This window comes from Moraxella sp. I5G, assembly GCF_055193055.1.
This window is the reverse complement of the sequence record NZ_JBUXLH010000002.1, coordinates 17,174-38,165: the sequence shown is the minus strand read 5'-3', so window position 1 is coordinate 38,165 and position 20,992 is coordinate 17,174. Positions and strand designations below refer to the sequence as shown.

Below are 20,992 nucleotides of genomic sequence, written 5' to 3'. Positions count from 1 at the left end.
AACTTGATTAGGGTAAATGCAGCGCTTGTTTTGAATAAAAATGATGTAATTTTTGACTAATTGGGTCGCAAAAAACCAATTCTTTGGCAAGTAGTTGCAAGGGGCTGCTAAAATCATCACCAGCTTTATGGAAAATTTTTGGATAAAATCCATCGTTTTTGATGGCGATACCTAAATGATTCATATGCACTCTGAGCTGGTGCAGCTTACCTGTAGTAGGAATTAGTTGATATTTGGCAAATTTATCATTGTGTTTGATTATGCTAATTTGAGTAAAAGAGTTGGGTTCTTTTTCAAGGTTAATTTTCATGACATAAAACGGCGTACCACGTTGCAAATGTAAAGCGATTGTCTGAGGGAAGTTCAGCTCTGCCTTAAAAGGTGCAATCGCATGATACAATTTATTGATTTTGTGTTGGCTAAATAATGTTTGATAGGCGCCTCGAGTATGTGGGTTTTTGCTGATTAAGATTAGCCCAGCTGTTTCTTTGTCTAAGCGGTGAATAGGCGATAAATCTGGATTTTTAGTATCATGCTTTAGTCGTGTTAAAAGTGTCTGGCTTACATAACGACCAGAGGGTGTAACGGGCAAAAAATGGGGTTTATCCACCACGATAACTTCATGATTTTCAAAAATTATTTGATAATCAAACGGAACAACAATTTCATCTTTAACTTCTCGATAATAATAAATAAAGACACCATGCTGATAGGGTGAGTCTAAAGTTAGAGCCTTGCCTTCTTGGTTAAAAATTAAACGATTTAAAAATCGCATTTTCCAAATGGTTTTATCAATATGGGAAAATTTTTGACATAAAAATTCAAAAATTGTTGCAGGTGGATTGGTGATTTTCTCCAAATATAATGTGCTGGCACTCACTCCATTTAACATCGGCGGAATCAATTTTTGCATGTTTACATGTATCGCTGTTTGATGAGTTGGTTATAACGCGTTTTTTACTGCCAAAGTATCCAAAAAGATGGCGTTATTGACATTTATCCAAAGTTTATTTATAGGGATGATGCCTTTGACGGCATTACTAAAAAATAAAGCTGTAATGTTAGATAAATCACCATCACTAAAAATGCGTTTAGAGATTTTACCATTGGTTAGTAATCTTTGTCGCACTACGCCATTAACACCAGATGCTCGCACAAAAGGCGTATACCAACGATTATCCAATTGATAGTAAACGTTACTGCTGGTACCGCTGACGATGTCATTGTGGATGTTTTTTACCAGTGCTTCACTCAGTTTTGGATTGGACTGCTGTTTGATTAAAAACTCGTGTCGAGCAAAAACTTGTTCGTGACTGCTGATAAGTTTGATGCCACCAAATCTAGATGCTCGAATACCAAGACTTTGATTGCAAATACACGCCTGCCCATCTTTTTGTATGGGAAAATCACCAATAAAATCAAGATTTTGATAAATATTGCTGGCGATACTTTTGATAAAAATAAGTGGATGATTGGTATCAAAACCGTAACCACTGATGTTTTGATTTTCGCGAGTAATGATGATTTTTAGAGTGCCTTCAGTGATTTTTTTGGCAAGCAACTGCAAACTCGCCATGACGACTGTAATATCAATATCCAATAAAAATTGCTTGGCGCTAAAATGGATTCGTGCTTGATGCTGGTTTTGCCATAAAATTTTGCCATTTTTAACACCCAGTGTGCTAAAAAAACCATCGCCATAAGCAAATGCCCGATTGTCCATTAAGTTGTTTGTGCCAATCAAATTTCTATCTTTTAAAATATAAAACTGAGCTGTCATGACATTAAATCTTGTAAAGGCTTGGAAACATTTTTGGGATACTTGGCAACAACACCTTGATAATATTGATAAATTTTTGGTAAGTCATTTTCAATATCGCCACTAGGATAAAAAGGCGACATAAAATGAAGCTGTTTTTTACCATAATCAATTGCCACAGGAATGATGGGTACTTGAGCATTTAATGCCAGATAATAAAATCCAGTTTTCCAAGAGTTGGTATAACTTCTAGTGCCTTCAGGAGCTAACGCTAAAAATAATGGACGTTTGCTGGCAAAACGTTCAATATTTGCCCCCAAAACCGACCCTTTTTTATCACGGTCAATTGGAACTGCGCCCATTTTGCGTAAAAAATTAGCTAAAATTGGCACATAAAACAATTGTTTTTTAGCTAAAATGGTCAATTGAATGTCCATTTCAACCAAAAGCGGCAGAACAAAAACACCGTCAAAATTAGATGTATGTGGTACCCCAATTAACACAGCTTGGGAAATGTTTGGCAAACTGCCCACTGCTTTCCAGCCAGTTAACTGATTGATGTAACTAGCAATTTTTTTTATTAAAACACCACCACCACGTTTTGGGACGTTCGGCGGCAAACTTAAATGCTGCATGATAATTGCCTATCTGTTGTTTAGATTTGTGCTAAATCACCTTTGGTTTCTAGCCAGTTTTTACGGTCAGCAGCTCGTTTTTTGGCAAGTAGCATGTCCATCACGGCTTTGGTGTGTGAAATGTCATCCAAATCTAATTGCACCAGCCGTCTGGTATCTGGATTCATTGTTGTTTCTCGTAAATGTTCGGCATTCATTTCACCCAAACCTTTAAAACGAGTGATTTGTGGTTTTTTATTTTTAGCTTTTTTTAGAATCACTTTTAGCTCATCTTCATCTAAAGCGTAATAAACATCTTTGCCTACATCAATTCGATATAAAGGTGGCATTGCAACATACAGATGACCTGCTTCTACCAATGCTGAAAAATGTTGAACAAATAGTGCGCAAATTAGTGTTGCGATGTGCAATCCATCACTATCAGCATCGGCTAAAATGCAGATTTTTTCATAACGCAATTCAGATAAATCATCACTGCCTGGGTCTACACCAATCGCAATCGCAATATCGTGAATTTCTTGACTGGATAAGACGGTATCTGCAGAAACCTCCCAGGTGTTTAAAATTTTACCTCGCAGTGGTAAAATTGCCTGATAATGGCGGTCGCGTGCTTGTTTGGCACTGCCACCAGCGCTATCACCCTCAACTAAAAACAGTTCTGCTCCATCTTTTAAATCACCCTTACAATCAGCCAGTTTTCCGGGCAGGGCAGGTCCTTGCATCACTTTTTTACGAGCAACTTTTTGGGCAGATTTTAGGCGTTTGTTGGCTTTGGTAATGGCAAGTTCGGCAATGGCTTTAGCAGTATCAGGATTTTGATGTAGCCACAAACTAAAACTATCTTTGGCAAGTGTTTGCACCAAAGGAGCTGCTTCACGACTGGATAACCGTTCTTTGGTTTGTCCGCTAAATTGTGGTTCGGCAAATTTTAATGACAAAATGTAACACACCCCATCCCAAACATCTTCAGCGGTTAAGCGCACACTGCGCGGCAATAGATTGTGTAAATCACAAAATTCTCGCAAAGCCTCTAAAATACCTGTTCTAAGACCATTGACATGAGTGCCGCCTTGACTGGTTGGAATGAGATTAACATAACTTTCTTGGATGGGTAGTCCTAAATCGGTCTGCCAAGCGATGGCAAATGTTGCCCCGCCTCGTTCTCCTTTGGCTGGTTCTTGATTAAAATAAAATGGCGTACTGGGCAAAAGTTCGGCTTGTTTGGTTTGCTCGGTTAAATATTCGATAACCCCATCACTGTATTGCCAACTTTGGGATAAGTTGGCTTCATTATCATCAATATTTTCATTAACAAAATCAATTTTTAGCCCTGCACACAGCACTGCTTTGGCTTTTAGAGTGTGTTTAAGCGCTTTGATGGAAAATTTGGGATTGTCAAAATAACGACCATCCACCCAAAATCGCACTTGGGTGCCGCGTTGTTTTTTGCGCTGTGCTTCTTGTTTGGTGAGTTGGCTGACAACGTTTCCATGCTCAAAAGCCATGGTATATTCTTGACCATCTCGCCAGACAGTAACCTCAACACGGCTAGATAGGGCGTTTACAACGCTGATACCTACGCCATGCAGTCCGCCAGAAATGGCGTAATTATCTGTACTAAATTTACCACCAGCGTGCAGGCGTGTCAAAATCAGCTCAATGCCAGATTGCCCAAATTCTGGATGGATATCAGTCGGCATACCACGCCCATTGTCCAAAACTGATAATGAGCCATCTGTGTGCAAAGTTACGCAAATATTCTTTGCAAAACCTGCCAAGGCTTCATCAACTGAATTATCAATGACCTCTTGAGCAAGATGGTTGGGTCTTGTGGTGTCAGTATACATTCCAGGTCGGCGACGAACAGGTTCTAAACCTTCTAAAACTTCTAAATTTTGTGCAGTGTAATGCGTCATTGTCTTATCTATTCACTCAAAATTTTATTAACTATAAATTATCACAAATATTCTAAAACTAGGTCAATTTAAAAAAAAATTGCCTCATATTGTACCGATAAATCAAGATAAATTAAAAAACTATCAAATAACCGTTATGATAAAAGCTGTTTAACTAAATTGACCACTGTATCAACTTGCACATCATAATCACTAAAGCGGTGGTCGCCACCTTCTTGACAAAAGACCTCCGCACCTTTAGCAAGAAAAAATTGAGCCGTTTTTTCACTGGGCAATAGTTCATCCGCCATTTTTAATAATACTTTGATTTTATTGGGGTAATTTACTTGAATGGGGTGTTTTTTAAACCATGATAAATCTTGGTATAAAATCTGCCAACCATAAACGGTAGTATAGATGACGCTGTCAGGATTAAGGGTTTTTGAGTGAAAGTTATCCGCCAAAAATCTTTGAAAGCTTAAGTCAGGACGAATGCTTGGATTGAGTAAAATAGCAGGTCTGCCAGTTATATCACTGACTAGGCTTGCAAAGTATCCACCAAGCGATGAACCAATCAGTACAGAATTTGGGTAGTTTTGTATTAATTGCAAAATTTTTGCTAAAGCCTGTTCTGGCGCGCAATTTAGATTGGGGCGATGTGTTTGAATGTTATGAATTTTAGCTGCATCACTGGTGATAACAGCTTTAGTGGCATCTGGGTTAGAATCTAGTCCATGTAAATAAATAATGTTCATAGTTATGTCATTTCAATAAGAAAGAATGGTTAATTTTAGCGGATTTGGTTGATAAAATCATGATAATTTACCAAAATACCAAAAATACCTTAATTTATCTAAAACGGTTTAATTGTAAAAAATTAAAATAAAATCAATAAATTGTAAATTCAATAAAAACATTAAGCCAAAGATTAAAATTTGATATCAAACTTTATAAAGATTGGTTTTGTTGTGAATAAATTTAACAATTTGACAAAATCTCAATATAAACTGGGTTGAGTTGTTCTTAAAATAGATGAGCGGTTATTGATGATGCTCTAATTTTTCCAATTCAGCTTTGACTTTATTGACGCCGTCTTGACTTAATAAATTATCTAAATTTTTCCAAACGCTGTGATAGCCAAAGCCACCATTTTTCATTTCTTGGCGAGCATCTTCAATTGTCCAGTTTTGATAAATTATCCGATACATTGCTGTTACAATGCCTGTACGGTCAGCCCCGTGATAACAGTGTAGTAAAACTGAACCGTGCTTTTGTTCTTGTTTGATAGTGTGTAAAGCCTTGGCAATATCAGATGGTTTTGCCTTAAAAGTTAAAATAGGATTGTTGATTAATTTGATGGATTGACCTTTAAATAATTGCTCATTATCATTGCGGTCAAAATATCGTAAATTAATAATGGTTTTTATACCCAACTGCTCAATGGTTTTTTTGTCATCATCAATAAGTTGTTCGCTACGATACAAAAGATTATCTACTTGATGTAAGTTGGCATCAGCTTTAATAATTTTTGCCCAATGCGTAGGACGATTTTTTTGAATAATTTCAGGTTGTTTTATTGCACAAGCATTCAATAAAATAAACAAAGAGATGACCGCAATATTTTTCATAAATACTCCCCTGATAAATTATGATAAAATAAAAACTATAATTCACTAAATTGTGATAATTTATTCGCTGTAAAATATTGTTATTCACAATAAATAAAACCCATCTAATTTAAAATAGTTAGATGGGTTTAAATAAAAAATCTCAAACTGATATCAAATTAATTTTGATTAAAATGGGATATCATCATCACCTGCATTATTAGCTAATGTTTGATTGGGTGCAAATTGATTATTACCCAAATCATTACGTTGAGCAGGTTGAGGGTTGTTCGGGTAGTTGTTATTAGGATAACTGTTATTAGCAGGATAGTTGTTATTTGGGTAATTTGTATTTGGATAACCAGTATTGGTTGAAGCAGATGGGGCTGCTTGTGGATAACTTTGAGGTGCAGAGAACTGGTCAAAAGGCTTGTTTTGACGACTAGGAGCGCTACCAAGCATTTGCATGCTGCTTGCTTTGATTTCGGTGGTGTAACGTTCAACACCTTGAGCGTCTGTCCATTTGCGAGTTTGTAGACTGCCTTCAATATAGACACTAGAACCTTTGCGTAGATATTGTTCAGCAATTTCCGCTAAGCGATTAAACAGGCTGATACGATGCCATTCGGTTTGCTCTTTTTGTTCCCCTGTTGTTTTATCTGTCCAACGTTCAGAGGTAGCAACGTTAATAGTGGCAACTTTACCACCGTTTTGGAATTGACGTACTTCGGGGTCGTTGCCTAGATTGCCAACGATGATTACTTTATTTACACTTGCCATAATAATACACTTATCACAATTTATAATAAAAAAATATTAGATATATCAAATTAAAAAATAAATTTTAATTTGGTTTAAATTGTTTTTATAATATTAAAAAGTTTAATTAGCTAAAAAAATTCATTAAACCAGAATACAAAATAAGTCAGAACAAAGCTCTATTCTGACTTAAATTTATCAAATTGTCATCATAAAAGCAAGAAGAATATGATAACTGGTAGCTATAATCGTACTAAAATAAAACTGTTATACAGCAAAATCTTCTAGCTTTTTGCCTTCTGCTAATGCTTTTTCTAACCAAAGTGGCTTGCGTCCACGACCAGCCCAAACATTTTTTGGCTCAGCAGGGTCACGGTAGGCAACTTTGCTTTCTTTATGAACGCGTTTGCCAACTTTTAGAATTTCTTCAATAGTAGAGCCATTTGCTTTAGCGATTTCCTTAAATTGAACATAAGCATCTTTTAGACTCTGCGCTTTTTTTTGTTTAATTTTTGCTTCGGCATCCTTGATGGTAGCTTGCAATTGTTCAATAGATTGCTCTTCAATACTCATAACAAATTTATCTCCATTTAAGGTAATTAAAAAATAAAACTAAAAGATTACCACGCCAAAATACATATTTTACCCAACAAGTATTTTACATAAAAAATGAATAGCAGGGTAATAAGAAAATACTAACCTATAAAACCATAATTGTTTTATTGATTGCATATGTTATCATATTTTTAAAAACTAGCAAACATTTTCTTATTTATTTATAAAAAAGAAAAATAATTATTTAAACAACAATCAAAGAAAAATAAAATAACAGTAAACAACATGCTAAAGATAAAATCCATATTACCGAACGAAATATTGGTGCATTAATAGCATAAGCAAAACCGTATATTAAGCGAAGTAATACATAAAAACATGCAAGTGCATTGACAATATTTTGAGGTACAAAAAATTGCATTGCTACCAAAACCGATGCTAAAAATATAGGCAGTCCTTCAAAACTATTTGCTTGAGCAGCATTTAATCGAGCAGGCAAACCTTGCGCCTTGGTCAAAAAATCTCTTGGGTTGGCATTATCAACCTTAAAATTAAACCCACCAGATACTTTGGCAAAAAATGCAAAAAAATAAGGCAAAAGACAGGCAGTCAGCATGGCAATGACTGCAATTTCTAGGCGATTTGGAAAATGTTGAATAAAATTAATCATATGAATAAACGACACCGTAGTTTGGTTATCTGTTTTGTACTATATTGTTTTGGTACTGTCTGTTTGTCTTATTTCAAAATCATAGGTAATGGTTACACCACCATCAGCGAGCATTTTTGAGGCGCTGCAATATTTGGTTGCAGACAATTCAATCGCTTTGGCGACTTGACTTTCCTTGATGTTGGTACCTGTAACCACAAAATGCAAATGAATGTCAGTAAATACGGCAGGAATGCTGTCAGCACGTTTTGCACTAATTTGACAAGAAACATCGCTGATTGCTTGACGAGATTTTTGTAAAATACTCACCACATCATAACTAGCACAGCCGCCAAGCCCCATGAGTATCATCTCCATTGGTTTTGCCCCAAGTTTTTGAGCAGAATCCATAATAACTGTATGTTGTGAACTGCTAACTGCTTCAAAATTTATACTATCATTTTTTAGCCAACGAATTTTGGTGGTCATATCACTCATAAAATTATCCTTAAAAAATTGTCAAACAAGCCTTAAATAGAAGAATGATAAAATCTAAATTGGATATAGGTTTGCTTAATATGTAAATTTAGCTTAGTAATTAAGTGCAATTTTTAAAATTTCAAGCACTTTAGGTCAGCTCAAATCAAAGGCATTGCATTTAAGAAAGCTATGTTATCATAAATTTATTGCTGTAAATTTACTTGCGTCAATTATTATTAAAAAAAATTATCATCAAATTCATCATTAAAAAATTATCATAAAAAGTTTGGATAAAAATCACTTGCCCTATACTTTTTAACAAAAGTTTGGTTTAATAGTCCTAATTACCGTTATATGAACGGATTTTTAATATTAAGGGCGATTTATGATTGATGCAGACGGCTTTCGTGCCAATGTCGGTATCATCTTAGCAAATACACAAGGTCAGGTTTTACTTGCCAAACGCATAGAAGGCGATAGCTGGCAGTTCCCCCAAGGTGGCATTCATTATGGTGAAACTCCTATGGACGCTATGTATCGGGAGCTGTATGAAGAGTTGGGGCTGTTGCCCCATCATGTTCGAGTGCTTGGCGTAACCAAAGATTGGCTGCGTTATCGGCTGCCAAAGCGTTTTATTCGTTTTGAACAAGAGCCATTGTGTGTTGGGCAAAAACAGCGTTGGTTTTTGCTAAAATTAGATGAAAAAGACACTAAATACATTCGTTTTGATACTTCTGTGCCAGAATTTGACCAATGGCAGTGGGTTAGTTATTGGTATCCTTTAGGTCAGGTGATTGCTTTTAAAAAAGGGGTTTATCAAAAAGCATTGTTTGAACTTTTGGATAAATTACCATCAAATTCAACATCCACTTAATTTGAGGATTGTTGAGTTGGAGCCAAGTTTTACTTGGCTTTTTTTATTTAATTTATTTTAAAATCATAAAAACGTCATAAAAATCTAAAGCGCTACAAAATATTAAAATAAATTTGCTAATTTTAATAAAATTTAGCATAAAATAAAGGATAAATTATCAAGCTGTGTTAAACTTTAGGGGCTAGCTACGCGCTGATTAATTGTGCTTTTGTCATGATGATAATAAATCAAAAAAAGGAGAATGCTTATGGTTTCATCATTGGTTGTTACGTTATTTTGTTTGTTGGTTTTTGCAGGAATTATTGGCTGGTTGATTGGGATTTTTAATACACTGGTTCGCCAAAAAAACCAAATCAACAATGCTTTGGCGCAAATTGATGTGCAGTTAAAACGTCGTCATGATTTAATTCCAAATCTGGTGGAAGCAGCAAAAGGCTATATGACCCATGAAAAAACCACACTTCAAGCAGTGATTGATGCCAGAAATCACGCCAGTCAACTACAAGCGCAAAATCCTATTTTGGACAATCAAACTCTTGCTCAAATCGCTCAGGCTGAAACCGCTCTATCTAGTGCATTGGGGCGCTTTTATATGGTAGCTGAAAGTTATCCAGAACTAAAAGCTGATGGTGTGATAAAAGACCTTTTTGATGAAATTACCAACACTGAAAATCGCATCAGTTTTGCTCGTCAACATTACAACGATAGCGTGATGTTTTATAATAATAATCGTGAAATTTTCCCAAACAATTTTATTAGTAGTATGTTTCAGTTTCACGCAATTAATAGTTTAGAGTTTACTGATAAATCACAAATGAACCAATCACCCAAAATAACATTGCATTCTTAAAATAACCTATGACCTTGATTTAATTAATTTTCATTACATAATAAAAACGATAATTTGATATGGATAGATTGACACATTTTTTTGATGCACAGCGTCATTATGCCAAAATGAGCCGCTTATTTTTTGGATTGTTGTTTTTGGTGGTGGCGTTACAACTTTTGATTGTATTGACTGTTGTTTGTTCAATTACTTATGTCATTATGGGTAAGATTGAAGCCAGTATCTTTTTTTGGGTGGGTTTGGGTGTGCCTATTTATTTGCTAATTGGTATGATGATTAGCAATAAAAAAATCAAAGAAGGTGGCATCTCGATTGCCAAACAAGCCAAAGCAGTACGTTTATTTGTTTATTCTGATGGTGATGAATCGATATTTGGGCGCGATTTTATCCGAGTTAGCCATGTTAGTGAATTGCCCAAGAGTTATCAGCGCTATTATGAATTTGCTAATCAAATGGCAATCAGTGCAGGCATCCCGTTACCAAAATTATACGTCTTACCGTTTGAAATGGGGGTCAACGCCTTTGTAGCGGGTTTTAATGAGGAAGATATGGTGATGGTTGTAACCCAAGGAGCAACTGAAAAACTCACCAATGCTGAACTTTATGGACTTTTAGGACATGAGTTTGGTCATATTTTACACCAAGATGCTAAACTAAATTTGCGCATTTATGTTGGGCTGATGATGTTAAACTGGATTTATGATTCAGTAGATATTTTAGAAGAAAAAATATTCGGTAAATTTGATAAAAATTATCATGATTCTTATGCTCATCTTAAAGCAATGAAAGCTCCTTTTCTGTACAGTAAAGAAGATTGGCTGGATTATATTTCTCAAGGTTATTATTTGCAGCAAAAACTTTATTTAGGTCATCATTCTTACAATAAAAACTCCGCACAGATGATGAGTGCGTGGTTTTGGGTAGCTGCTCCACTGATTTTATTTCGTTTGTTTGGTGTTTGGGGGATGATTGGAACCGAATGGATAAAGAAAAAATTTAATCATCAGCGAGAGTTTTTGGCGGATGCAACTAGCGTGCAGCTGACTCGTAGCCCCGATGTTGTTAAAGTTTTGGAAAAACTCAGCAAACGTTATCATACTGATTTACAAACCCATGCTTTTAGTACCTGCATGAGCCATTTTTTCTTTGCTGACCCCAAGCCTAAAAAAGAAGATTATCATACCAGTCATCCTGATATTACACAGCGAATAGATGCGCTAAAAAATCATCAATTTGCCGATGTAGGCAGACAAGCAGTTGTGCGTATTAATCCAAATGATTTAAAACAAGCTCATGATTTTGTAGCTGCATATCCATCATTTCAACCAATCCAAGAAGAAATACTTACACAAAAAATTTCAGAGTCAACAACGCCTGATGTCATTGAATTTACGCCTACACCCGAAGTAGTTATAAATGGTAGACTTGTTGTGGAACAAGAACATATGAAACCCTTAACCAAAATGATTTATCCAAAAGACGCCAAAGCCCATGAAATTTTTCCACCTGATTTTGATGCAAAAGTTATTTATTTGCCTTATCGCATTTTAAAAAAAATCAATCTAGATTGGCAAATTAGCAAAAATTTCAATAAAGTTGCTATGACAATTTCAGTTATTGAAAGTGTGCTTTTGTGCCAACATTATGATGCAATTCAAGTGGGCGTATCGGTTGATTTTGATAGCATTTATACGCCCAAAGAATCTTGTCTGACTACCAACAAAACAGGTACATTATGCCATCGTTTGTTTGATGAAACATTGCTAGCAATTGCAAAGCAAGACAGGCGTTTAGATGGTTTGATTTTGCTTTTAGCGATTCGTCGTTTGTATCAGCTTTATCAACAACAAGCAGTCAATCAGACGCTTTTAATGCGCTATAGTGAAGGGTTTTTACCTTTTGTTGAGCATATTGATGACAAATACAATAGATTTCATCAAACAACATTTAATCAAAACATCATGCTAGATAAGTCGTGGCACGCCAACTTACATACTATCAGCCAATCAGCAACTATTTTAGCGGTGTATCAGGCAGTGCAGGCGGGCATGGAAAGCCCAGATGGGTTGTTACAACAAAATGCCAAACCTGCCCAGCTTCGTTTATTTAGCTGGCTTGGTTTTCAGGTGGATGAGACAAATATATCTGATATTGCCAAAGTTGTTTTATTGGCGCTATTAGGAAGTGTTCAAGATAACAGTCTTGAATTGTATAAACACGAAAAACTATTGCAAAACATCCAACGGTTTTGTCGTTTGCTACAAATTAATCAATCGGTTGATGATATAACGTTATTGTATCAGGTACGTGCTTTGGATGTGATTGATGGTCTTTTGATATTATTGGCAGTTCAAGGCGATAAAAAAGTTTTCTTAGAAACATTATATACTGCGTTAATCAGTGATGGCACACTTGGGCAAAAAGAATATGAATTTTTACATTTATTATCGTTGGCATTTAAATGCGTGTTACCACAAGAACTGACCTAAAAAAATTTTTTTAAAATTCTTGACAATTTAAAAATATTGTGTAGAATAGCCAGCATAAGTTGATGCGGGGTGGAGCAGTCTGGTAGCTCGTCGGGCTCATAACCCGAAGGTCGTTGGTTCAAATCCAGCCCCCGCTACCATTTTAAAATCCTAAAAATAATTTGATATTATTTTGGGTCTTTATTTTATATCAAAATAAAGATAGGCTGATAAATCTTTTAAGCCCACCAATGTGTTTGTGGGTTTTTTTGCATTTGTTTTTCGTAAAATGTATTCATTTTTTGAAAATTTCAATCAAAAAAACTATAAAACCTTTTATTTTTATTTTATTGGATTTATAAAAAATCATGAAACCTTCTAGCAAAGTGCTTGAACTTACCCAAATGATTGCGCCAGCAGTATCAGCATGTGGCGTAGAGCTTTGGGGGATTGAATTTATGCCGCAAGGACGAAAATCGCTTTTGCGTATTTATATTGAAGTGGCACAAGATGCTCGTATTCGTGGCGAACATATTACCATTGATGATTGTTCAGCGGTTAATCATCAAGTGTCAGGGGTGTTAGATGTGCACGACCCCATCGCTGGAGAGTATGTTTTAGAAGTATCATCACCGGGGTTTCACCGCCCGTTATTTAGTCCATCTCAAGTTGGGCAGTTTGTCGGTCACATGATTAACCTGCGTCTAATTCATGCCATTGGCACAGCACAAACCAAACGCCGAAAAGTTGTTGGGCGTTTGCTTGAAGTGGGTGATGAAACCATGAAAGTTGTAACTGAAGACAAACAAGAATTTGATATTGCTTTTGAAAATGTTGATAAAGCCAATCTAATTTACCAAGACTAATTTATTTTTAGCCAAAGGATACCAAAATGAGCCGTGAAATTTTGACTGTTGTTGAAACTGTCAGCAACGAAAAAGGACTCAATCCTGAAGATGTATTTACTGCCATTGAACAGGCGCTGGTATTTTCTACCAAGAAAAAAGTGTTTACTGATATTCCTGAAGTGGCGCTACGCGTTAGTATTGACCGTAAAACAGGCGATTATGATACTTACCGTTTTTGGACTGTGGTTGCTGATGAAGACCATGAAATGCCCGCTTGCCAGTTAGCCATCAGTGATTTAGACCCTAACGAGTGGAAGATTGGGGATATTAAAGAAGAACAAATTCCTTCCATTGAATTTGGACGTATTGCGGCAACTCAAGCCAAGCAAGTTATCATCCAAAAAATCCGCGAGGCTGAACGTTCATTGATTGCTGATGCCTTTGAAGCACGCGTTGGTGAATTGATTTTGGGTGAAGTAAAAAAACAAAATCGTGATGGTTATGTGATTGATTTAGGTGATGGTGCTGAAGGTTACCTTGCCAAAGACCAGACCTTGCCACGAGAAGTTTTACGCCCAAAAAGCCGTGTAACTTCACTACTTTATCAAGTGAACCGTGATGGTCGCGGCTCACAGCTGCTTTTGACACGAACCAGCAAAGATATGTTGGTTGCTTTGATGACCAAAGAAGTCCCTGAAATTAGTGAAGGTATTATTGAGATTCGCGATGTGGCGCGCCTTCCTGGACTGCGCGCCAAAATATCGGTTAAATCAGGCGACCACCGCATTGACCCTGTGGGTGCGTGTATTGGTATGCGTGGCACGCGTATTCAGGCGGTGCAACAAGAATTGGATGGCGAACGTATTGATGTGGTGGTGTGGAGTGAAGACCCTGTTCAATACATCATTAGTGCGTTAGAGCCTGCCGATGTATCTAGTTTAGTTCTTGATGAAGATACCAAAACCGCCGATATCATCTTTGCCACCAATGATCAACTAGCCCGTGCTATTGGCGCTCAAGGACAAAATGTACGCTTGGCATCTGAATTAACAGGCTATAAGCTAAACATGATGTTGGAATCTGAATATCAAGAACGTCAAGCATCTGAAACCAATGCTGTGATTGATTTATTCTACGAACGTTTAGAAGTCGATAAAGACCTTGCGCAAGCATTGGCAGAAGTTGGGTTTACTAGTATTGAAGAAGTGGCTTATGTGCCATCAGAGACTTTCTATGAGATTGAAGGGCTTGACGATGAAGCCATCAGTATAATTCAAGAGCGTGCCAAAGAAGTTGTTTTGGCAGATGAATTAATAAAACAGCAAAATATCAAGGAGCCAAGCGCTGAGCTTTTAGCCTTAGATGATATGACCCCTGCTATTGCTTATAAATTAGCTGAACGTAATGTCATTACTTTAGATGACTTGGCTGAACAAGCTGTTTTTGACATTGAAGACATTGATGGGCTTGGGGCAGAACTTGCCGCTAAACTTATCATGAACGCTCGTAAATCATGGTTTGAATAGCCATGAATGCTGTGTTTTAGCGCCATGAGCGCATTATTAGTTGCCAAATCGTAGATGATTATGTTGTGATTTGGCAGTAAAAAATTTTAGATTGGCAAAAGCCTGTCAAATTACAACAAAATTAGGTAATCCAATGGTAGATAAAACCGTAAAAGAATTGGCAAAACTATCCAATAAAACCCCCCAAATTTTACTAAAACAACTTACAGATGCAGGGTTGTCCGCTCGAAGCGAGGATGACGTAGTAAGTGAAAGTGAGCAAGAAAAATTGGTCATTTTTTTGCAACAAAGTCATGGACAATCCCAAAAATCACGCATTAGTTTAAAATCTAAAACAGCGACAACAGCAAAAATTACCGATACCAGTGGTAAAACTAAAAATATCAGTGTGATTAATAAAAAGAAAAAAGTTTTTGAAAAACCTACAATTAAAATTGCTGAAGAAGTTGCTGAAAAAGCTAAAGCCGCTCAGGAACAAGCAAAAGCTAAGGCAAAAGCTGAAGCTGAAAAGGCTCAAAAAGCTAAAGATGAAGCTGAAAAAACCCGTCTTGCTACTGAAAAAGCTAAAGATGAAGCTAAAAAGCGTCAAGAAGCAACACTAGCTGCGATGCGTGCTAACAGCAGTTCAAATGAAAAAAATTCAGTTTCTACAGCATCTGTTGTGGTTAAAAAAACCAAAAAAGAAACGGTTGATGTTCAACAAAATGAAGAACAAAACAGCGTTTTGGCAACCGTAGTAAAAAAATCCAAACCTGTAGATAAGAAAAAATTAACACCTAAACCTGTTAAACCTAGTACGGTAGAAGATAAAGAACTGAGAAAACAGCGTGAAGCTGAAGAAGAAAAACTGCGTCGTTTAGAAGCTGAAAATCGTCGCCGTGCCGCTGAAGAGGCTCAGAAACGTACACTCGAGCAAATGAAAGCTATGGCTGGCAAATACGATGAAAAAGACGAATCGGCAACATCTGCGGTTGTTCGTGGTAAACAACATGATAAAGATGAACCGCTTGCCAAAGGTTTGGTTGGGGCGGCTTTGGAAGAGTCATTTGAAAAAGAACGTCGCGAAATTAAACGTGGTGCAAACAACACAGCAGCTCGTGCTAAAACTACTAAACGCAAAGGTCAGCAAGAAGAACGTGAAATTAAAACCAAAACTCGTGGTCTAAAATCATCCCAGTCGGGTAAACACAAATTTGAGATGCCAGTTGAAAAAATTGTCTACAATGTCGAAGTTGGTGAGTTTATCACGGTTTCTGACCTTGCTCAAAAAATGGCAGTAAAAGTGCGTGAAGTCATTAAAGCTTTGATGAAAATGGGTGAGATGGTGCGCGAGTCTGATACAATTGACCAAACTACTGCGGCACTGGTGGTGGAAGAATTTGGACATAATTTGATTTTAGTATCAGATACAAAACTTGAAGATGATTTGCAAGAAGCGGTAAATGAAAAATCAGGCAATGTGCAGACACGTCCGCCTGTGGTTACCATTATGGGTCACGTTGACCATGGTAAAACTTCTTTGCTTGATAAAATTCGCGAAACCAGAGTTGCCAGCGGTGAGGCGGGCGGTATTACTCAGCATATTGGCGCATATCATGTTAAAACCGATCGTGGCGTCATCACATTCCTAGACACACCCGGACACGCTGCTTTTACTGCGATGCGTTCTCGCGGGGCTCAAGCAACTGATATTGTGGTTTTGGTAGTGGCAGCTGATGATGGCGTAATGCCGCAAACCGAAGAGGCGATTGACCATGCTCGTGCAGCAGGCACACCGATCATTGTTGCAATGAATAAGATGGATAAAGACACTGCTGACCCAGAACGAGTATTAAATGAATTATCAGTTAAAGAAATCATCACTGATGTGTGGGGTGGGGATACGTCATTGGTTAAGGTATCTGCCAAAACTGGCGCTGGTATTGATGAACTTTTAGAGACCATTAGCATTCAAGCTGAAATTATGGAACTTACCGCTCCAGTTGACGGTGCTGCTCAAGGCGTGGTTATTGAATCACGTATGGAAAAAGGACGTGGCGCAGTGGCAAGCCTTTTGGTGAAAAAAGGTACTTTAAACCAAGGGGATTTAGTGCTTGCTGGTGAGTTTTATGGTAAAGTGCGCGCCATGATGGACGAAAATGGTCAGCGCATTAAATCAGCTGGACCATCAATTCCTGTTGAGATTTTGGGATTGCCAGATGCACCAATGGCAGGTAGTGAATTTTTGGTGGTCTCTGACGAGAAAAAAGCTCGCGAAGTCGCTGATTTTCGTGTAACTCGTGAACGCGAAAAATTGCTTGAGCGTCAAAACAAAATGCGTCTTGAAAACATGTTTGAAAACATGGGTAAAGAAGCTGCCACATTAAATCTAATTCTCAAAACTGATGTGCGTGGTTCACTGGAGGCTTTACTTAGCGCTTTAGCGGATTTATCTACCGATGAAGTAAAAGTGCGTGTCATTAGTTCAGGTGTGGGCGCAATCACTGAATCTGACGTAATTTTGGCAGAATCTAGTGAGGCAGTACTGCTTGGTTTTAATGTTCGTGCTGATACGCAGGGCAAACGCAAAGCCGATGAGGCAGGTTTGGACATTCGTTATTACAGCGTAATCTATGGTTTGATAGACGATGTAAAAGCGGCAATGAGTGGTATGCTTGCTCCAGAGCATCGCGAACAAATTCTTGGTATTGCTGAAGTTCGTGAAGTGTTCCGTTCTAGCAAGTTTGGTGCGGCAGCAGGTTGTATGGTGCAAGAAGGCGTCATCTATCGTAATAAACCCATCCGAGTTTTGCGTGATGATAAAGTTATCTTTACAGGTCAATTGCAGTCTTTGCGTCGTTATCGCGATGATGTTAATGAAGTCAAAGCAGGTATGGAATGCGGTCTTGCGGTGAAAGGTTATGAGGTCGCCGTTGGTGATTTGATTGAAGTCTTTGAGATTCACGAAGTCAAACGTGAGCTGTAGTACACTTTAAGAAGCCAAAAACTCAAGCTCGTTTTTTGAGTAATTGGTATGGATTTTGCTCATAAATATCCTTAAGAATACAACTATGATTGATTGGTAATATCATGGAGCTTAAGGATATTTTTGCTATTTGTGCAAAGTTAAAATACCCAAAAAACAAACTTTTATATGAATATTTTGATGCTGTTACTTTTGTTGATAGTGTAGATGAATTTCTTGCTGCTACTTTTGAGTATCTTGCAAATCTTGACGATACAAATACAAGCCAAATATTTCGTAGTTTTTTGTATGATAATTTAATTTTACATATCATCCAACAGCATAAAATCTCAAAACCTTACCAACCTAAAAAATTAACCATCGTACCCAATGTCAGTGAGTATGCAAAAAGAGCAGTTTCAGGGCAATCCAAGATAAAAAATCCGTGTTTAGACTATTTTGAGCAAGCTTGTTGTAATCGGTCGTACGATGAGGTTTATCAAACTTGTTATACCAGTTATTGGCAAGATAACGAGCATGATTATTTTACAAAACCAGTTTTCTCTGCGACTGATTGGTTAGATTATTATTAGGTTTTGTTAAAATCTGGTATCATGTGTTGATATTTTTTGTGAGAATGTATTATGAACCAACGATTACAACGCATTGCCGACCAAATTCAGCGAACTTTGGCGGTTTTGATTCGTGATGAAATTAATGACCCGCGTTTAACCGGATTTGTTACGATTTCTAGTGTAAAAGTTAGCCCTGATTTAGGCTATGCTGATGTTTATGTTACCATCTTAGAACCCAGCCAAGATGGTGGCATGAATGAAAGTGCTCATGCTGAAAGTTTGCAAGTTTTAAAAAATGCGGCTGGATTTTTGCGCAGCCAATTATCAGCAAGCATGAGAACGCGTACAACCCCACGCTTAAGATTTCATTATGATACCGTAACTGCTTATGGCAACCATATGATGAGTTTGATTGAAAAAGCCAATCGCCAAAGCGCTGAAAGTAATCCCGATTAAATTAAGGTTACAAAAATATTTATGACTCACTCAACCAAAAAAATTGTTTCTGGTATTTTATTACTTAATAAATCACCGGGCATGACGTCTCATTCAGCTGTCAGTCAGGCAAAAAGACTGTTCATGTCAGCAGATTTTGATAGCAAAAAAGCAGGGCATACAGGCACGCTTGACCCAATGGCAACGGGACTTTTGCCCATTTGTTTTGGTGAGGCTACTAAATTAAGTAGTTTTGGATTGGATGCAGATAAAACTTATCGTGCTACCATTCAATTGGGAAGAAAAACAGATACAGGTGATAAAGAAGGTCAAGTTATTGATAAAAAAGATGTTTTATCTTTTAATCAAGCAGACTTGGACGCACTGGCAAAGGTTTTTTTGGGTGAACAAATGCAAGTTCCGCCGATGTATTCTGCACTCAAACAAAATGGTAAAAAATTATACGAATTAGCACGAGAAGGTATTACTGTTGAGCGTTTGCCGCGTCAAATTAATATTCATCAACTGATTTTGCAAAAAATAAGTGGCGATGAAATCAAAATGCAAACTACTTGTTCTAAGGGTACCTATATTCGGGTTTTGGCAGAAAGTATCGCTGAAAAATTAGGCACATTGGGGCATTTAACGGCTTTGGAGCGCATCAAAACAGGTGGATTTAAAATAGATGACGCCTTAACTTTAGATGAGTTATCTGCTTTGTCATTTCAGCAAAGATTGGATGTTTTATTGCCAGTAGATACGTTGGTTAAGCATTTACCAAAAATTGATTTAACCAATGAACAAGCCATAAGAGTTAGACTCGGTCAGCGCTTAAATAGTTATCAAATATTTAATAAAGCACCCACTCATGAACAATTAGTACGATTATATAATCGTGAACTTTTTTTGGGTATGGCAAGAATTTATCCAGAAGGCAGGTTGCAACCCATACGAATTTTAGCAGTTTAACCGTTGATAAAAGAAGGATAAACCCCCTGATTTTTCGGACAAATGCCATTGTTTTCATATAACAAGTGTTTATAATAGTAGTCATATTTTATAAATTTGGAGTTTATTATGAAAAAATTAGCATTAGCAGCATTATTATCTGTTCCAATGTTGGCGATGGCACAAAATGGTTATTATATCCAAGGCGATGTTGGTTTTTCTCGCCAAAAATTTGAATCGGGTGGACATTTAAACGGCAATGAAGTCTCTTATGGTGTTGCTGTGGGTAAACAGCTACAAAATAATGCTCGTGTTGAAGCAGATTATACTTATTATGGCAAAACAGGTAAATTACGCAAAGAAGGCTTCGAACTTGAAAATCAAGGTGTCGGGTTATCTGCCATTTACGATTTTAAAAACAATACTAATTTAACACCTTATTTGGGCGTTAAAGTCTCAGCAAATCGTTTGGATGCTAAAGTGAATGTTATGGAAGAAAATGGTGATATTGTTGAAGTTGGGGAGCACCGCGTTAGGGCAGGTATCGGAGGTGTTGCTGGTGTACAATATCAAATGAATCCAAATTTAGCACTAGATGGCGGTATTGAATACAATCACTTAGGCAAAGTTGCGGATGTGAATGTTGATCAATATGGCGCAAAAGTAGGCGCTCGAGTCAATTTCTAAAACCAAAATTACGGCTTTTAAAATAAATTGTCTAATTTGAGTCAAATTGGACTTTTTGTTTTGAATAAAAACTGTTATAATAAAACTTTGTCTATGTAGATGGGCGAATTGGGTGTGCTTTGGCAATGCGCAGCTTACCCATAATTTATGCATTGCATTTTTAGGAAATAGTTATGTTAACAAATCAAGATCGTGAAGCTATTATTGCACAATACAAGCGTGCCGAAAACGACACTGGCAGCCCAGAAGTCCAAGTGGCTTTATTAACTGCTCGTATCAACGATTTGCAAAACCATTTTAAAGTTCACAAAGCTGACCATCATAGCCGTCGTGGACTTATCCGCATGGTAAACCAACGTCGTAAACTTTTGGATTATCTAAAAGCTAAAGACCTAGGTCGTTATACTGATTTGATTGGTTCTTTGGGCTTACGCCGTTAATTTGCAACTGTATTTGTTTGTAAATTATGACCAAGCAAAGTTGTATGATAAAAAATAT

At 37.0% G+C, this 20,992-nt stretch carries 21 protein-coding genes and 1 tRNA gene; 12 read left to right on the top strand and 10 right to left on the bottom strand.

The annotated features are described in order from the left end of the window. Positions 1–7 precede the first annotated feature (7 nt). From ACZBKJ_RS01225 to ACZBKJ_RS01180, 10 genes are all read right to left on the bottom strand, one after another. Complete coding sequence (locus tag ACZBKJ_RS01225; RefSeq protein WP_463199090.1) at positions 8–913, bottom strand: pseudouridine synthase; 906 nt, start codon at positions 911–913, stop codon at positions 8–10. Positions 914–943: 30 nt separating this feature from the next. After that, entirely contained in the window at positions 944–1,780 is an 837-nt protein-coding gene (locus tag ACZBKJ_RS01220; protein WP_463199089.1) for an aminotransferase class IV, read from the bottom strand. Continuing rightward, positions 1,777–2,394: a 1-acyl-sn-glycerol-3-phosphate acyltransferase gene (locus tag ACZBKJ_RS01215; protein WP_463199088.1), complete on the bottom strand. Its 618-nt coding sequence runs from the start codon at positions 2,392–2,394 to the stop codon at positions 1,777–1,779. The genes ACZBKJ_RS01220 and ACZBKJ_RS01215 overlap by 4 nt, the downstream gene beginning before the upstream one ends. Positions 2,395–2,414: 20 nt before the next feature. Further along, positions 2,415–4,310, bottom strand: coding sequence for a DNA topoisomerase IV subunit B (gene parE, locus ACZBKJ_RS01210; protein WP_463199086.1), 1,896 nt, complete (start codon positions 4,308–4,310; stop codon positions 2,415–2,417). Between the two features lie 134 nt (positions 4,311–4,444). Continuing rightward, entirely contained in the window at positions 4,445–5,044 is a 600-nt protein-coding gene (locus tag ACZBKJ_RS01205; RefSeq protein WP_463199085.1) for a YqiA/YcfP family alpha/beta fold hydrolase, read from the bottom strand. 285 nt (positions 5,045–5,329) lie between these two features. Further along, positions 5,330–5,917: a tyrosine-protein phosphatase gene (locus ACZBKJ_RS01200; protein WP_463199084.1), complete on the bottom strand. Its 588-nt coding sequence runs from the start codon at positions 5,915–5,917 to the stop codon at positions 5,330–5,332. Positions 5,918–6,085: 168 nt separating this feature from the next. Further along, entirely contained in the window at positions 6,086–6,676 is a 591-nt protein-coding gene (gene ssb / locus ACZBKJ_RS01195; RefSeq protein ID WP_463199083.1) for a single-stranded DNA-binding protein, read from the bottom strand. 246 nt (positions 6,677–6,922) lie between these two features. Further along, the gene (locus tag ACZBKJ_RS01190; protein WP_463199082.1) at positions 6,923–7,228 is read right to left on the bottom strand and encodes an H-NS histone family protein; all 306 of its coding nucleotides are present in this window, start codon (positions 7,226–7,228) and stop codon (positions 6,923–6,925) included. A 226-nt stretch (positions 7,229–7,454) separates the two neighbouring features. Continuing rightward, the gene (locus tag ACZBKJ_RS01185; protein ID WP_463199081.1) at positions 7,455–7,880 is read right to left on the bottom strand and encodes an MAPEG family protein; all 426 of its coding nucleotides are present in this window, start codon (positions 7,878–7,880) and stop codon (positions 7,455–7,457) included. A gap of 39 nt (positions 7,881–7,919) precedes the next feature. Continuing rightward, positions 7,920–8,348 carry an OsmC family protein gene (locus ACZBKJ_RS01180; protein ID WP_463199265.1) on the bottom strand — a complete coding sequence of 143 codons (429 nt, stop codon included), beginning with the start codon at positions 8,346–8,348 and terminating at the stop codon, positions 7,920–7,922. A gap of 376 nt (positions 8,349–8,724) precedes the next feature. Between ACZBKJ_RS01180 and ACZBKJ_RS01175 the strand changes: the two genes are divergently transcribed. The 12 genes from ACZBKJ_RS01175 (at position 8,725) to rpsO (ending at position 20,934) form a co-directional block, all read left to right on the top strand. Continuing rightward, entirely contained in the window at positions 8,725–9,213 is a 489-nt protein-coding gene (locus tag ACZBKJ_RS01175; RefSeq protein ID WP_463199080.1) for an RNA pyrophosphohydrolase, read from the top strand. A gap of 247 nt (positions 9,214–9,460) precedes the next feature. Next, positions 9,461–10,063, top strand: a complete 603-nt coding sequence (locus ACZBKJ_RS01170) for a LemA family protein (RefSeq protein ID WP_463199078.1) — start codon at positions 9,461–9,463, stop codon at positions 10,061–10,063. A gap of 59 nt (positions 10,064–10,122) precedes the next feature. Next, positions 10,123–12,552 (top strand): M48 family metalloprotease, encoded by a 2,430-nt coding sequence (locus ACZBKJ_RS01165; protein WP_463199077.1) that lies wholly within the window; start codon positions 10,123–10,125, stop codon positions 12,550–12,552. Between the two features lie 63 nt (positions 12,553–12,615). Beyond that, positions 12,616–12,692 (top strand) — tRNA-Met (locus tag ACZBKJ_RS01160). A gap of 207 nt (positions 12,693–12,899) precedes the next feature. Further along, positions 12,900–13,397 carry a ribosome maturation factor RimP gene (rimP, locus tag ACZBKJ_RS01155; RefSeq protein ID WP_463199076.1) on the top strand — a complete coding sequence of 166 codons (498 nt, stop codon included), beginning with the start codon at positions 12,900–12,902 and terminating at the stop codon, positions 13,395–13,397. Between the two features lie 26 nt (positions 13,398–13,423). Continuing rightward, positions 13,424–14,905 carry a transcription termination factor NusA gene (gene nusA, locus ACZBKJ_RS01150; protein WP_463199074.1) on the top strand — a complete coding sequence of 494 codons (1,482 nt, stop codon included), beginning with the start codon at positions 13,424–13,426 and terminating at the stop codon, positions 14,903–14,905. A gap of 133 nt (positions 14,906–15,038) precedes the next feature. Beyond that, positions 15,039–17,870 (top strand): translation initiation factor IF-2, encoded by a 2,832-nt coding sequence (infB, locus tag ACZBKJ_RS01145; protein ID WP_463199073.1) that lies wholly within the window; start codon positions 15,039–15,041, stop codon positions 17,868–17,870. A 104-nt stretch (positions 17,871–17,974) separates the two neighbouring features. Continuing rightward, positions 17,975–18,442, top strand: a complete 468-nt coding sequence (locus tag ACZBKJ_RS01140) for a hypothetical protein (RefSeq protein WP_463199072.1) — start codon at positions 17,975–17,977, stop codon at positions 18,440–18,442. Positions 18,443–18,493: 51 nt separating this feature from the next. Beyond that, positions 18,494–18,880 carry a ribosome-binding factor A gene (locus ACZBKJ_RS01135; protein WP_463199071.1) on the top strand — a complete coding sequence of 129 codons (387 nt, stop codon included), beginning with the start codon at positions 18,494–18,496 and terminating at the stop codon, positions 18,878–18,880. Positions 18,881–18,901: 21 nt separating this feature from the next. Beyond that, on the top strand, positions 18,902–19,828 hold the full coding sequence (truB, locus tag ACZBKJ_RS01130) for a tRNA pseudouridine(55) synthase TruB (protein ID WP_463199070.1): 927 nt from the start codon (positions 18,902–18,904) through the stop codon (positions 19,826–19,828). 108 nt (positions 19,829–19,936) lie between these two features. Further along, positions 19,937–20,494: an opacity family porin gene (locus ACZBKJ_RS01125; protein ID WP_463199069.1), complete on the top strand. Its 558-nt coding sequence runs from the start codon at positions 19,937–19,939 to the stop codon at positions 20,492–20,494. A 173-nt stretch (positions 20,495–20,667) separates the two neighbouring features. Continuing rightward, positions 20,668–20,934 carry a 30S ribosomal protein S15 gene (rpsO, locus tag ACZBKJ_RS01120; protein WP_463199068.1) on the top strand — a complete coding sequence of 89 codons (267 nt, stop codon included), beginning with the start codon at positions 20,668–20,670 and terminating at the stop codon, positions 20,932–20,934. Positions 20,935–20,992: the final 58 nt, after the last annotated feature.

Excerpts from the sequence above, each read along its gene's own strand:
- nusA (WP_463199074.1), top strand. The coding sequence starts at position 13,424 with ATGAGCCGTGAAATTTTGACTGTTGTTGAAACTGTCAGCAACGAAAAA.
- ACZBKJ_RS01125 (WP_463199069.1), top strand. The coding sequence starts at position 19,937 with ATGAAAAAATTAGCATTAGCAGCATTATTATCTGTTCCAATGTTGGCG.
- ACZBKJ_RS01180 (WP_463199265.1), bottom strand. The coding sequence starts at position 8,348 with ATGACCACCAAAATTCGTTGGCTAAAAAATGATAGTATAAATTTTGAA.
- ACZBKJ_RS01190 (WP_463199082.1), bottom strand. The coding sequence starts at position 7,228 with ATGAGTATTGAAGAGCAATCTATTGAACAATTGCAAGCTACCATCAAG.
- ACZBKJ_RS01175 (WP_463199080.1), top strand. The coding sequence starts at position 8,725 with ATGATTGATGCAGACGGCTTTCGTGCCAATGTCGGTATCATCTTAGCA.
- ACZBKJ_RS01225 (WP_463199090.1), bottom strand. The coding sequence starts at position 913 with ATGCAAAAATTGATTCCGCCGATGTTAAATGGAGTGAGTGCCAGCACA.
- ACZBKJ_RS01185 (WP_463199081.1), bottom strand. The coding sequence starts at position 7,880 with ATGATTAATTTTATTCAACATTTTCCAAATCGCCTAGAAATTGCAGTC.
- rpsO (WP_463199068.1), top strand. The coding sequence starts at position 20,668 with ATGTTAACAAATCAAGATCGTGAAGCTATTATTGCACAATACAAGCGT.
- rimP (WP_463199076.1), top strand. The coding sequence starts at position 12,900 with ATGAAACCTTCTAGCAAAGTGCTTGAACTTACCCAAATGATTGCGCCA.
- truB (WP_463199070.1), top strand. The coding sequence starts at position 18,902 with ATGACTCACTCAACCAAAAAAATTGTTTCTGGTATTTTATTACTTAAT.
- ACZBKJ_RS01220 (WP_463199089.1), bottom strand. The coding sequence starts at position 1,780 with ATGACAGCTCAGTTTTATATTTTAAAAGATAGAAATTTGATTGGCACA.
- ACZBKJ_RS01165 (WP_463199077.1), top strand. The coding sequence starts at position 10,123 with ATGGATAGATTGACACATTTTTTTGATGCACAGCGTCATTATGCCAAA.
- ACZBKJ_RS01135 (WP_463199071.1), top strand. The coding sequence starts at position 18,494 with ATGAACCAACGATTACAACGCATTGCCGACCAAATTCAGCGAACTTTG.
- ACZBKJ_RS01215 (WP_463199088.1), bottom strand. The coding sequence starts at position 2,394 with ATGCAGCATTTAAGTTTGCCGCCGAACGTCCCAAAACGTGGTGGTGGT.
- infB (WP_463199073.1), top strand. The coding sequence starts at position 15,039 with ATGGTAGATAAAACCGTAAAAGAATTGGCAAAACTATCCAATAAAACC.
- parE (WP_463199086.1), bottom strand. The coding sequence starts at position 4,310 with ATGACGCATTACACTGCACAAAATTTAGAAGTTTTAGAAGGTTTAGAA.
- ACZBKJ_RS01200 (WP_463199084.1), bottom strand. The coding sequence starts at position 5,917 with ATGAAAAATATTGCGGTCATCTCTTTGTTTATTTTATTGAATGCTTGT.
- ACZBKJ_RS01140 (WP_463199072.1), top strand. The coding sequence starts at position 17,975 with ATGGAGCTTAAGGATATTTTTGCTATTTGTGCAAAGTTAAAATACCCA.
- ACZBKJ_RS01170 (WP_463199078.1), top strand. The coding sequence starts at position 9,461 with ATGGTTTCATCATTGGTTGTTACGTTATTTTGTTTGTTGGTTTTTGCA.
- ACZBKJ_RS01205 (WP_463199085.1), bottom strand. The coding sequence starts at position 5,044 with ATGAACATTATTTATTTACATGGACTAGATTCTAACCCAGATGCCACT.
- ssb (WP_463199083.1), bottom strand. The coding sequence starts at position 6,676 with ATGGCAAGTGTAAATAAAGTAATCATCGTTGGCAATCTAGGCAACGAC.